This window comes from Mangrovibrevibacter kandeliae, from assembly GCF_024519155.1.
GTDB lineage: Bacteria > Pseudomonadota > Alphaproteobacteria > Rhizobiales > Rhizobiaceae > Mangrovibrevibacter > Mangrovibrevibacter kandeliae.
Genome location: NZ_JANIFJ010000006.1, coordinates 69,608 through 80,860 on the forward strand (window position 1 = coordinate 69,608; position 11,253 = coordinate 80,860).

The following is an 11,253-nucleotide window of genomic DNA, read 5'->3' on the forward strand; positions in this document are numbered from 1 at the left end:
GCCCCGACCCGATGCCCGAAGACCGGTCCGATCCGCAGGTTCCCGACCCCGTCGCGCCCGACGCGCGCCTGTTCTTCGCGCGGCCCTGGGTGTTCATCCGCGGCGTGCCGCGCATGGATATCCTGCCGCCGGAGGGGCCGCCCGAGGTCGCCTTCGCCGGTCGATCGAACGTCGGCAAGTCGTCGCTGATCAACGCGCTGGTGAACCAGAAGGGGCTTGCCCGCACCTCCAACACGCCCGGCCGCACGCAGGAGCTGAACTACTTCGTTCCCGGCGGCTATTCCGGCGACGGGAGCGACCTGCCGCCGCTGGCGATGGTGGACATGCCGGGCTACGGCTACGCCAAGGCGCCGAAGGAGCAGGTGGACGCCTGGACAAAGCTCGTCTTCGACTATCTGCGCGGCCGCGCCACACTGAAGCGCGTCTTCGTCCTCATCGATGCCCGGCACGGGCTCAAGGCGAACGACGGCGAGGTGCTGTCGCTGCTCGACAAGGCGGCGGTGTCCTATCAGATCGTGCTGACCAAGATCGACAAGATCAGCGAGCGCGCCGTGCCCAAGCTCACCGAGGCGACGCTCGCGGCGATCCGCAAGCGGCCGGCGGCCTATCCGGCGCTGATCGCGACCTCTTCGGAAAAGGGGCTCGGCCTCGAAGAGCTGAAAGCCGAGATCGCCTGTTTCGCCGAAGTCTGAGCGAGGGCTCGGCTTTTGCCATCAGTGCAGGGTGCGTCGTTCTCAGGCGTCGAGCGCTGCCAACTCGGTCGGGTGCTCTTCGGCCTTCGTCTTCGGCCCGTAGGCGGCCATGAACACGCGCAGCGCCGAGCCGACCGTGTTGACGATCTCCTGATGGTCCGGCTCGGCCTCGATGTGTCCGAACAGCCGGCGGCGGAAGAGCCCCGCCATCGACAGCTCGATGAACTGCATGGCCGCCTGGCGCGGATCGTCGACCGCAAGCTTGCCGTCGGCCGTGGCCGTCTCGAGGTAGTTCGCCAGCATCCCGATCGCCCGCTCCGGGCCCTGCTCGTAGAACATCGCGCCCAGTTCCGGCATTCGCTCGGCGACGCCGATGACCGCCCGGTTGGCGCGCACGACGGCATTGGACGTCAGCTTCCTCGCCAGCCGTTCGCCATAGAGGCGCAGCGTCTCCACCGGGTGGTCGGTGTCGGCGAACATCTTCTCGATCTCTTCGAAATAGCGCTCGCGCTCCTCGCAGATCAGCGCATGGAACAGCTCGTCCTTGCTGCGGAAGTAGACGTAGAGCGTGCTCTTCGACACACCGGCGGCCCGGGTGACGTCGTTCATGCTGGCGGCGTCGAAGCCCATCTGGATGAAGACGTCGCGCGCGCCGTCGAGGATCTGCCGCCGCTTGGCGGGGTCCTCGCCCGCAAGGGAGCGCGCCTGTGTGATCGAAGCCGCGGTCGACACCAAAATCGGATCCTTCTCCGGATGCGTTCGCCGGCGCACAAGAAAGCGTAGACCACGATCCCGCAATGCAGCGCCACCCGCTTGAAATGGACGCTGTCTGCGGTTATGTCAACGTCGAACCGAACGGTTCGGTTCGACGAGGTTCCGAATGCTTGAAGATTCCCCAAAGTCCTCCGCCGAGGCAGAGAGCCGCGACCCGTCCGCCGCTCACACCGCCGTCGTCCGCGCTCCGTCCGCCGAGGTTGGGCCTCCGGGCGGTGAGCCCGCGCCCTCGTCGGGCGCGGTGGCGAAGGCAGAGGAGTCCGGCACGGCGCTGGCCCGTCCGCAGCCGGCACAGCCGCCGGCGCCCCCGGCCGCAGCGGTTGCTGCGCCGCCGAAGAAGAAGGGCAAGGGACGGATCGTCCTCCTCCTGGTCGCCGCTGCGGTGATCGGCGGCGGTGGTTTCTACGGTTATGACTGGTGGACCAACGGGCGCTTCCTGATCTCGACCGACGACGCCTATATCGGCGCCGACATGGCGGTGATCTCGCCCAAGGTCACCGGCTACGTCCTCAGCGTTCCCGTGGTCGAGAACCAGCACGTCAAGGCGGGCGATCCCATCGCCGTGATCGATCCCGGCGATTTCCAGCTCGCGGTGGACTCGGCCGAGGCGAAGATCGCCACGCAGCAGTCGACCGTCAGCCGCATCGAGGCCCAGCGCGCCGCCGCCGTCGAGCAGGTGCGCCAGTCCGAGGCGAGTCGCGAGTCCGCGAACGCGTCGCTGGATGCCGCCAATGCGACGCTGGCGCAGGCCGAGCAGGCGCTGCAGCGCGCCCAGGATCTCGTGCGCACCCATGTCGGCACGCAGGCCAATCTCGATCAGGCCAAGGCCGGCCGCGACACCGCCGCCGCGCAGGTGACGGGCGCCAAGGCCTCGATCTCCTCGGCCGAGGCTGCCATCGCGGCCGCGCAGGCCAATGTCGGCGTGCTCGATGCGCAGGAGAAGGAAGCCCAGAGCTCGATCCGCGAGCTCGAGATCGCGCGTGACAGCGCCAAGCGCGACCTGAGCTTCACCACGCTCACCGCGCCCTATGACGGCATCGTCGGCAACCTCTCGGTCCAGCAGGGCGACCTCGTATCGGCCGGCAAGCGGCTCGCCGCCATCGTTCCGGCCGACAAGCTCTACATCGACGCCAACTTCAAGGAGACCGATCTCGCCGACATCCATCTCGGCCAGAAGGTCGAGGTCGATGTCGACGCGATGCCTGGACGCAGCTTCGAGGGCCGGGTGTCGAGCATCGCCCCGGCCTCCGGCGCCGTGTTCTCGCTGATCCCGGCCGACAATGCGACCGGCAACTTCACCAAGGTGGTGCAGCGCGTGCCGGTGCGCATCGCGATCGACGACGCCGACGTGAAGGCGGGGCGGTTGCGGCCGGGCCTGTCGGTCGTCGTCGCCGTCGACACCCGCACCACTCCGACCGATGCCGTCGCGCAGAACGGCGTCTTCACGGTCAGCGACGCGAGCCGCTGACCGCGAGCCGCCCCCGCGTTTCGAGGCCATCACGATGTCTGCCGTAGCCGCAGCCCCCAGTGCGCCGGACACCATTCCGGCGCGAAAGATGTTCGCGTTCCTCGCGATGGTCTTCGGCATGTTCATGGCGATCCTGGACATCCAGATCGTCTCGGCGTCGCTGTCGGAGATCCAGGCCGGCCTCTCGGCGTCCTCGGACGAGATCGCATGGGTGCAGACCGCCTACCTGATCGCCGAGGTGATCATGATCCCGCTGTCCGGCTTCCTCGGCCGGATGCTGTCGACGCGGGTGCTGTTCACCATTGCGGCGGCCGGGTTCACCGCGTCTTCGGCGCTGTGCGCGACGGCCTCGAGCATCGATGAGATGATCGTCTTTCGCGCGATTCAGGGCTTCATCGGCGGCGGCATGATCCCGAGCGTCTTCGCGGCCGCCTTCACCATCTTCCCGCCGTCGAAGCGGGCGATCGTCTCGCCGATGATCGGTCTGGTCGCGACGCTCGCGCCGACGATCGGCCCGACGATCGGCGGCTATCTCAGCCATGCCTTCTCCTGGCACTGGCTGTTCCTCGTCAACGTCCCGCCGGGCATCCTCGTCGCCATCGCCGTGTGGAACCTCGTCGACTTCGACGAGCCGGACCTCTCGCTGTTCGACAAGTTCGACTGGTGGGGCCTCATCGGGCTCGCGGCCTTTCTCGGCTCGCTCGAATACGTGCTCGAGGAAGGGCCGCTGAACGACTGGTTCAGCGACGACGCGATCCTGACGATGGCGATCATCGCAACGGTCGGTGGGCTGCTGTTCTTCGCCCGCGCCTTTCTGGCGCGCGAGCCGATCGTCGACCTCACCGCCTTCACCGACCGGAATTTCACCTTCGGATCGTTGTTCTCCTTCGTGATGGGCGTCGGCCTCTACGGGCTCACCTATCTCTATCCGGTCTATCTCGGGCGCATCCGCGGCTACGACTCGCTGATGATCGGCGAGACGATGTTCGTGTCGGGCCTGACGATGTTCTTCATGGCGCCGATCTCCGGCATCCTGTCACGCAAGATGGACCTGCGGCTGATGATGGCCATCGGCTTCGTCGCGTTCGGGTCCGGCACCTACCTGATGTCGGGCATCACACACGACTGGGACTTCTGGGAGCTGTTCATCCCGCAGATCCTGCGCGGCGTCGGGCTGATGATGGCGATGATCCCGATCAACAACGTCGCGCTCGGCACCCTGCCGCCGCAGCGCATGAAGGGCGCGTCCGGCCTCTACAACCTCACCCGCAATCTCGGTGGCGCCGTCGGCCTGGCGGTGATCAACACCATCCTCAACGACCGGAGCGTCCTCCATTACGAGCGGCTGTCCGAGCAGGTGCGCTGGGGGCGGGACGTCGTCGAGGACCGGCTCTCCAACATGGCGGCCTCGCTGTCGGCTGCGGGCGTCGACGGTGACGTCGGTGCGCTGAAGCAGATGGCCGGCGTGCTGCATCGCGAAGCCTCGGTGATGTCGTTCGCCGACGTCTTCCTGTTCCTGACGGTGCTGTTCAGCGGGCTCGTCGTCCTCAGCATCTTCATCAAGAAGCCCGAAGCGCGCGCCGGAGGCGGCGGCGGCCACTGACGCCGGCGACCCGGCGCCGGTCCGGTCTCCACCGGCCGCGTCGGCACGTCAGGCCGCTGGCTGGTCCGGCAGCCCGAAGCGCTCGCGGATCTTGCGCTCGAGCCGGTCGCGCAGCTCGCGGTAGGCGCCGAGGATCTGCTCGCGCGTCCCCTCGGTCGCGGACGGGTCGGGCATCGGCCAGAACTCGATCCGCACGGCGTCCGCCCGGGTCGCGTCGAGCGCCACGTGATGGGCTTCGGGCGCCATCGTGACGATCAGCTCGAAGAAACCGTCCTCCAGTTCGTCGAAGCATCGCGGCAGGCGCGCGCCGAGCCCCAGGCCCTTTTCCGCGAGCACCGCGTCGACGAAGGGGTCGCGCTCGCCGCTCTTCACGCCGGCGGAGACGATGTAGACGTCGGCCGGCAGCAGCGCGCGCGCCAGCGCCTCGGCCATGGGCGACCGGATGGCGTTGAGACCGCACAGGAACAGGATCGAGGTCGCGGCCAGCGGCCCGGTCTCCTCTTCGGTCGTGCGATCGGGGCCGGTCATGCCTTCACAGCCTCCGATGCAGCACGCTGATCAGCGTGAACAGCCGCCGCGCGGTGTCGAAGTCCACCTCGATCTTGCCGGCGAGCCGCTCGCGCAGGATCTGCGAGCCCTCGTTGTGGACGCCGCGCCGGCCCATGTCGATCGCCTCGATCTGCGAGGGCGTCGCGCTGCGCATCGCCTCCCAGTAGCTGTCGCAGATCAGGAAGTAGTCCTTGATGACCCGCCGGAACGGGGTGAGGGACAGGACGTGGGTGACGACCGTCGTGCCGCTCGCCCCGCTGACATCGAAGACGAGCCGCTTCTCCACCATCGAAAGCTTCAGCCGGAACGCCTCGGCGGCGATGCCGGCCGGGGTGAAGCTGTTCTCCTCGATCAGATCGTGGATGGCGGCGGCCCGGTCGTGCTCGACCTCCGGCGGCGCGCGGCCGATCGTCTCGTCGAGTTCGACCTCGATCAGCCGGCCGGTGGGGGAGGCGTCGTCGCTCACCGCCGCCTCAGAGGTTCAGCCGGATGGCGACGGAGCGGCCGTGCGCGTCGAGCCCTTCGGCACGGGCGAGCGCGATGGCCGCAGGCCCGAGCGTTCTGAGGGCGTCCGGGCCGAGCTTCAGGATCGAGGTGCGCTTGACGAAATCGAGCACCGAGAGGCCGGAGGAGAAGCGGGCCGAGCGGGCCGTCGGCAGCACGTGGTTGGAGCCGCCGACATAGTCGCCGATCACCTCCGGCGTGTGGCGTCCGAGGAAGATGGCGCCGGCATTGCGGATGCGCGGCAGGAGCGCTTCAGGGTCGGCGACCGCAAGCTCCAGGTGCTCGGCCGCGATGCGGTCGGCGAGCGCCGGCGCCGCGTCCAGGGTGTCGACGAGGATGATGGCACCGAAGTCACGCCAGCTCGCCGCCGCGACGTCCCGGCGGGGCAGGAGGGTCAGCTGCGCCTCGACCGCGTCCTCGACCCGGCCCGCGAAGCCTTCGTCGTCGGTGATCAGGATCGACTGCGCCGCCGCGTCGTGTTCGGCCTGGGCGAGGAGATCGGCGGCGATCCAGTCCGGATCGTTGTCGCCGTCGGCGATGACGAGCACCTCCGACGGTCCGGCGATCATGTCGATGCCGACGGTGCCGAAGACCTGCCGCTTGGCGGCCGCGACATAGGCGTTGCCGGGCCCGACGATCTTGGCCACCGGGGCGATCGTCCCGGTGCCGAAGGCAAGCGCCGCAACGGCCTGCGCGCCGCCGACGCGGTAGATCTCGTCGACGCCGGCGATCGCCGCCGCGGCGAGCACCAGCGGGTTGAGCCGCCCGTCCGGTGTCGGCACCACCATGGCGATGCGCTCGACGCCGGCGACCTTCGCCGGCACGGCGTTCATCAGGACCGACGAGGGATAGCTCGCGGAGCCGCCCGGGACGTAAAGCCCGACCGATTCGACCGCCGTCCAGCGGCTGCCGAGCTCGACGCCGAGCGCGTCGGTGTAGCGGTCGTCGGCCGGCATCTGGCGGCGGTGATGGCTGGTGATGCGCTCGTGTGCGAGTTCGAGCGCATCGCGCGTCGCAGACTCGGCCGCCTCCAGCGCCGCCGCGATCTCGCCGGGGCCGACCCGCAGGGTGTCCGGCGTCAGGTGGACCCGGTCGAAGCGCGCGCTCAGCTCGATCAGCGCCGCGTCGCCCTCGGCGCGCACCCGCGCGAGAATGTCACGCACGGCGGCATCGACGTCGACCGACGCCTCGCGCTTGGCGGCCAGCAGCGCGCGGAACGCGGCCTCGAACCCTTGATCGGAAGCCTTGAGCCTCAGCGGCAACGACGTGGTCCCCTTGAGCCGGCGCGGCGTCTCTCGCCCCGCGCCTCAGTCCGTCTTCCCCGCGGCCAGAACGAGCCCGGCCGGATCAGCCGATCGTCGGCGGGCGGTCGTGGTCGGGCCGCGCATCCGTGCTCCAGGCGGCGCCGAGATCGCTCAGCTGCGCTTCGATGCACTCGACGTCGAGCCTTATCCCGGAGCCGCCGGCGAAGACAAGCTCGACGGTGCCGGACGGCGCCTGCGTCTCGGTGAAGCGGATCGCCAGCAGCGCCAGCACCTGCTCGGGCAGCGCCGCGTCGAGATGGGAACGTGAAACCGCGTTCACCCGGTCGAAATGCAGAAGCGACCGGCGCCGCTCGTAATGCGGCCGGCGCCAGAAGGCGAGGCGCGGGCGCGGCTCAGCAGCCTCCCAGGCGAAGCGGTTCATCTCCACGACGAACTGCCGGCGGCGCGGGTCGTAGAGGCAGGAGCCGAGCTTCAGGACGGCGTCCTGGCAGTAGGCGGACAGGACCTGGAGGTCGTCCTGATCGAGGGCGGCGAGACGCAGGCGGTCCATCGGGCGGCGCGCTTTCCTAGACGGCAAAGGTTCGGCTGGTGAAGTAGGTACCGGCCGCGCCGGCGCAAGCGCAAGTGCGAAGCGCAGCTGAACCCTCGGTCGTCACCTGGCATGACGATCCGGTGACCATTTAACCCGAGGTTCACGCCGTGGATGGCACAGTCCCGCTCTACGCGATCTGTATCCGGCGGGCTCTGCCGGCATCGGGAGGAGCGATGGCACACGCGCCCAAGGCGGACCAATCCAGCCGCCGGCAGTCCGAGGCCGGCCGTTTCGAGGCACTCGACGGCTGGCGCGGGATCTGCGCGCTGCTCGTCGTCTGCTTCCATGCCCCGGTCGGCGGCTACGTCCATGCCAGTGCCTTTTTCCAAGGCGCGTTCCTGTTCGTCGACTTCTTCTTCGTCCTGTCCGGCTTCGTCATCACGCACGCGTTCTACGACCGCCTGCGCAGCGGCCGCGACGCCCGGCGCTTCCTCCTGGCGCGGCTGTTCCGCGTCTATCCCCTGCATCTCTTCATGCTGGCGCTGTTCGTCGGCTACGAGGCGTTCCTCTATCTGACGCGCGGCTCGGAGGCGGCGTTCCAGGAGGGTGCCTCGCCGGTCGGGCTTCTGCACAACCTCCTGATGACGCACTCGCTCGGCGTCCTCGACGGGCTCACCTGGAACTATCCGAGCTGGAGCATCTCGGCCGAGCTCGTTGCCTACACGCTGTTCGCTCTCGCGATGATCGGCGCGCGCCGGCGTCTGGTGCCGCTGGCCGCCATGACGATCCCGGTCGCGCTCGCCGCGATCCTCTGGCTCGACGGCACCATCGACACGACCTTCCATCTCGGCTGGCTGCGCTGCCTCGCCGGCTTCTCCGTCGGCGTCCTGATCCGGCGCCTCCTTTGGGTCGATGCGCCCCTGCAGGCGCTGCCGGGCGACCGTGCGGTCTGGACGGCGGCCGAGATCGCCGTCGTCGGGCTGGTGATCGTCTTCGTGCACGGCTTCGCCCTCTCCGGCCTGTCGCTCGCCGCGCCGCTCGTCTTCGGCTTCGCGCTCTACGTCTTCTCGCATGAGGGCGGCTGGCTGAGCGTCGGCCTGAAGACCCGGCCGATCGCCTTTCTGGGCACCGTTTCCTACTCGATCTACATGACGCACGCCTTCGTCATCTCGCGGGCCGAGAACGTCGTGACGGTGCTCCTCGGCAAGACCGGCTGGACGATCGTCTCCTACGCGGCCGACGGAAAGCGGCTGATGGGCGCCAGTGAAGCACAGTCGCTCGCCGCGCTCGGCGCGATCGTCGCGGCGACGCTCGTCGCGAGCGCCCTGACCTTCCGCTTCGTGGAGATGCCGGGCATTGCCGCCGGCCGGGCGCTGCTGCGCGGGGCGTCGAGCCGCCGCCTCGTCAAGCGCCCGGTCTGACCGGCCAGAGCGTCGTCGCAACGGCGCTCTGTCGGACGCGACGCGGCGTCAGGCCGGTCGCACCCGGTTGGCCGACAGGAGCCGCAGCCCCGCCACCGCGAACCAGACCAGCATCCAGATCGGGTTCGCACGCTCGAACAGGAAGCTTTCGAGGAAGGCGTTGAGGAGGAGATAGGTCAGGATCATGAGGAAGAGGTCGGCGAGCCGCCGGCTCTCCAGGTCCCGGCCGGTCCGCACGTAGTCGACGAGCGGCATGATCACCAGCACCAGGACGGCGAGGGCGAGGCCCGGCCAGCCCATCGAGATGGCGATGTCGAGATAGCCGTTGTGCGCGTTCGGGCTGCCGCGCGGATCCCAGGACAGCTCGAAGTTCCGTTCGGTGTCGCCCACCGCTGGCGTCTGCCAGAAGCCGTTGAGGCCGAAGCCGGTCCACTCGTGCCCTTGGAAGACCTCGAGCGCGAAGCGCCACAGATCCATGCGGCCGGTGAAGGTCGTGTCGGGGGCGATGGCCTGCAGGATGTCGTTCAGCGCCGGCGACAGGACGGTGCCGAGCGTCAGGAGGCCCATGGCGATCAACGTCGCCAGGATGCCGAGCGCGAGCAGCGTGCGGCCGGCGAAGAGCCGCAGGACGACGACGATGCCGGCGACCATCGGCAGCAGCAGCGTCGCGGTCTTGGAGCCGGTCTTCAGCACGAAGACCACCGACAGGAGGGCGATAGCGATGCCGGTCAGGCGATGGCCGCAGCGCCAGAGATAGACCCCGCAGAAGAACAGGCTGCCGATCACCGCGCCGGCGACGTTCTTGTGCGAATAGACGCCGCGCCACAGGCCGGCATGCACGCCGCCTTCGTCCGATCCGTCGTCGATCGCGAGCCCCGGCAGCGCGAGAACCCCGAAATAGGACAGGAGCAGCGCGCCGAGCACCGCGAGCAGCAGGGCGATGCGGAAGGCGCGCGGGTCCTTCGGAAAGCAGAGGACCCCGGTGACGGAGAGCATCGCGAGGAGGGTGAAGAGCGCCGAGCGCAGCGCGTTGTCGGGCTCGGCGGCCCAGAAGGCGCTGGCGGCGAGCCAGGCGAACATCAGGAGCCAGGTCGGCCGGCAGAGCGAGGCGAGGACGTAGCGCTCGGTGAAGACGAGATGGCCGGCGATCACCGCCGCCGCGAGACCGGAATAGCCGAGCTGGTTGACCAGCGCGCCGCTGTCGATGTTGCCGCTGAAGGTGACGGCGAAGGGCGTGAGGGTGATGAGCAGCGCAAAGAGCACCGCTGCCGCGAGCAGCACCCGGGCGAGGTCGGCCCAGCCGGCGGCGTCGAGGCCGCCGACCCGCTCAATTCTGTTCGGGACGCCGATACTGCTCATTGATCTTCCCGAATTCGCCGAGGAAGCGGCCGAGCGCGACCTGCAGGTGGTAGAGGCCGGCGACCGGCGAACCGGTGCGCCAGCCGAGTGCGATGCCGCGGGGCGCGCTGGCGGCGAGCAGCGCGGCGCTCTTGGCGAGGCGTCGCAGCCGCGCGGTCGGGCCTGGGTTGCTGCGGGCCTCGATCATCGCCGAAAGCGAGCCGTTGCGCAGGCTGCGCGCGTTGATCCAGGAGAACTCCGTGCGCCGCGCCGGCACCGTCTCGTACACCGGCGCCTCGGCGCACCAGGCGAAGCGGAAGCCCTTCGCCCGGCAGCGCGTGTAGAAGTCGCTGTCGCCGCCGCCGACGAAGTTGAAGGCGGTGTCGAGAAAGGGCGGCCCCATCGCCTCCAGCACCCGCCGGCGAATGAGGACGTTGCCGGAGGAGTAGAGGATCGGCACCGGGCCGGTCGTGTCGTAGTGCGGCGTGAACACCGGATGGCGGCGGTAGCGGGCGCCGGAGGGGGTCTCGAAGTCCGGCAGCTGCGGGCCGCCGACGAGGTCCGCGCCGGTCGCCTCCGCCGCTGCGACGAGCCTGGCGATCCAGTCGGGCGGGGCGACCTCGTCGTCGTCGATGACGAGGAGGTGCTCCATCGCCGGGAACTCGGCAAGCGCCGTCGCCCAGCCGGCATTGTAGGCCGAGCAGTTGCCGCGCGCGTGTGCGACGAGGACGAGGCCGCGCGGCGTTGCCGCCTCGATCAGCGACCGCGCCGCGGCAAGACCTTCGCGCGCCTCGGCCTCGTTCTCCATCACGACGACGGCGAAGGGCCGATCGGTCGCCTGGACCGCGAGCGACTGCAGCGTGCGGCGCAGATGCTCCGGCCGCCGGAAGGTGGGAAGCGTCACGACGACGCGCGGCTCCGGCTCGCGCAGGCGCGGCGTGCGGACCTCGATCGTGATCGCTTCCTGCATGAAGGCGGGTTCCTGACGATGCCCGGCAGTGAAGCATTGCAAGCGTGAAGAAGCATTGAAGATCGACAGAGCTCGTGATCCTCTTTTGAGCGACCGGGTTAGGGCGATCGCAAGACAGACGTGCTAAACCCGCCGCA

11 protein-coding genes are annotated in these 11,253 nt (G+C 69.2%); 4 read left to right on the forward strand and 7 right to left on the reverse strand.

Going from position 1 to position 11,253, the window contains the following annotated elements:
* Positions 1 to 11 precede the first annotated feature (11 nt).
* Positions 12 to 692, forward strand: a complete 681-nt coding sequence (yihA, locus tag NPA30_RS15630) for a ribosome biogenesis GTP-binding protein YihA/YsxC (protein ID WP_256803699.1) — start codon at positions 12 to 14, stop codon at positions 690 to 692.
* Positions 693 to 734: 42 nt separating this feature from the next.
* On the opposite strand, the gene NPA30_RS15635 is transcribed toward yihA, so the two are convergent.
* Positions 735 to 1,424, reverse strand: coding sequence for a TetR/AcrR family transcriptional regulator (locus NPA30_RS15635; RefSeq protein WP_256803700.1), 690 nt, complete (start codon positions 1,422 to 1,424; stop codon positions 735 to 737).
* A gap of 148 nt (positions 1,425 to 1,572) precedes the next feature.
* Between NPA30_RS15635 and NPA30_RS15640 the strand changes: the two genes are divergently transcribed.
* Positions 1,573 to 2,934: an HlyD family secretion protein gene (locus NPA30_RS15640; protein WP_256803701.1), complete on the forward strand. Its 1,362-nt coding sequence runs from the start codon at positions 1,573 to 1,575 to the stop codon at positions 2,932 to 2,934.
* Between the two features lie 34 nt (positions 2,935 to 2,968).
* Positions 2,969 to 4,537, forward strand: a complete 1,569-nt coding sequence (locus tag NPA30_RS15645; protein WP_372338834.1) for a DHA2 family efflux MFS transporter permease subunit — start codon at positions 2,969 to 2,971, stop codon at positions 4,535 to 4,537.
* A 48-nt stretch (positions 4,538 to 4,585) separates the two neighbouring features.
* On the opposite strand, the gene NPA30_RS15650 is transcribed toward NPA30_RS15645, so the two are convergent.
* From NPA30_RS15650 to NPA30_RS15665, 4 genes are all read right to left on the reverse strand, one after another.
* Complete coding sequence (locus NPA30_RS15650) at positions 4,586 to 5,065, reverse strand: arsenate-mycothiol transferase ArsC (protein WP_256803703.1); 480 nt, start codon at positions 5,063 to 5,065, stop codon at positions 4,586 to 4,588.
* 4 nt (positions 5,066 to 5,069) lie between these two features.
* On the reverse strand, positions 5,070 to 5,552 hold the full coding sequence (locus NPA30_RS15655; protein WP_256803704.1) for a UPF0262 family protein: 483 nt from the start codon (positions 5,550 to 5,552) through the stop codon (positions 5,070 to 5,072).
* 7 nt (positions 5,553 to 5,559) lie between these two features.
* Positions 5,560 to 6,852: a histidinol dehydrogenase gene (hisD, locus tag NPA30_RS15660; protein ID WP_256803705.1), complete on the reverse strand. Its 1,293-nt coding sequence runs from the start codon at positions 6,850 to 6,852 to the stop codon at positions 5,560 to 5,562.
* An 85-nt stretch (positions 6,853 to 6,937) separates the two neighbouring features.
* Positions 6,938 to 7,405 carry a DUF2948 family protein gene (locus tag NPA30_RS15665; protein ID WP_256803706.1) on the reverse strand — a complete coding sequence of 156 codons (468 nt, stop codon included), beginning with the start codon at positions 7,403 to 7,405 and terminating at the stop codon, positions 6,938 to 6,940.
* Positions 7,406 to 7,620: 215 nt separating this feature from the next.
* Between NPA30_RS15665 and NPA30_RS15670 the strand changes: the two genes are divergently transcribed.
* Positions 7,621 to 8,808: an acyltransferase family protein gene (locus NPA30_RS15670; RefSeq protein WP_256803707.1), complete on the forward strand. Its 1,188-nt coding sequence runs from the start codon at positions 7,621 to 7,623 to the stop codon at positions 8,806 to 8,808.
* A gap of 48 nt (positions 8,809 to 8,856) precedes the next feature.
* Here NPA30_RS15670 and NPA30_RS15675 read toward each other — a convergent pair whose 3' ends face one another.
* Both NPA30_RS15675 and NPA30_RS15680 read right to left on the reverse strand, forming a co-directional pair.
* Positions 8,857 to 10,167: an O-antigen ligase family protein gene (locus NPA30_RS15675; protein ID WP_256803708.1), complete on the reverse strand. Its 1,311-nt coding sequence runs from the start codon at positions 10,165 to 10,167 to the stop codon at positions 8,857 to 8,859.
* Positions 10,136 to 11,116, reverse strand: coding sequence for a glycosyltransferase family 2 protein (locus NPA30_RS15680; protein WP_256803709.1), 981 nt, complete (start codon positions 11,114 to 11,116; stop codon positions 10,136 to 10,138). The genes NPA30_RS15675 and NPA30_RS15680 overlap by 32 nt, the downstream gene beginning before the upstream one ends.
* Positions 11,117 to 11,253: the final 137 nt, after the last annotated feature.

Bases quoted from the DNA above. Each gene is read 5' to 3' on its own strand.
- yihA (WP_256803699.1), top strand. From the start codon at position 12: ATGCCCGAAGACCGGTCCGATCCGCAGGTTCCCGACCCCGTCGCGCCC.
- NPA30_RS15640 (WP_256803701.1), top strand. From the start codon at position 1,573: ATGCTTGAAGATTCCCCAAAGTCCTCCGCCGAGGCAGAGAGCCGCGAC.
- NPA30_RS15645 (WP_372338834.1), top strand. From the start codon at position 2,969: ATGTCTGCCGTAGCCGCAGCCCCCAGTGCGCCGGACACCATTCCGGCG.
- NPA30_RS15650 (WP_256803703.1), bottom strand. From the start codon at position 5,065: ATGACCGGCCCCGATCGCACGACCGAAGAGGAGACCGGGCCGCTGGCC.
- NPA30_RS15665 (WP_256803706.1), bottom strand. From the start codon at position 7,405: ATGGACCGCCTGCGTCTCGCCGCCCTCGATCAGGACGACCTCCAGGTC.
- NPA30_RS15670 (WP_256803707.1), top strand. From the start codon at position 7,621: ATGGCACACGCGCCCAAGGCGGACCAATCCAGCCGCCGGCAGTCCGAG.
- NPA30_RS15675 (WP_256803708.1), bottom strand. From the start codon at position 10,167: ATGAGCAGTATCGGCGTCCCGAACAGAATTGAGCGGGTCGGCGGCCTC.
- NPA30_RS15680 (WP_256803709.1), bottom strand. From the start codon at position 11,116: ATGCAGGAAGCGATCACGATCGAGGTCCGCACGCCGCGCCTGCGCGAG.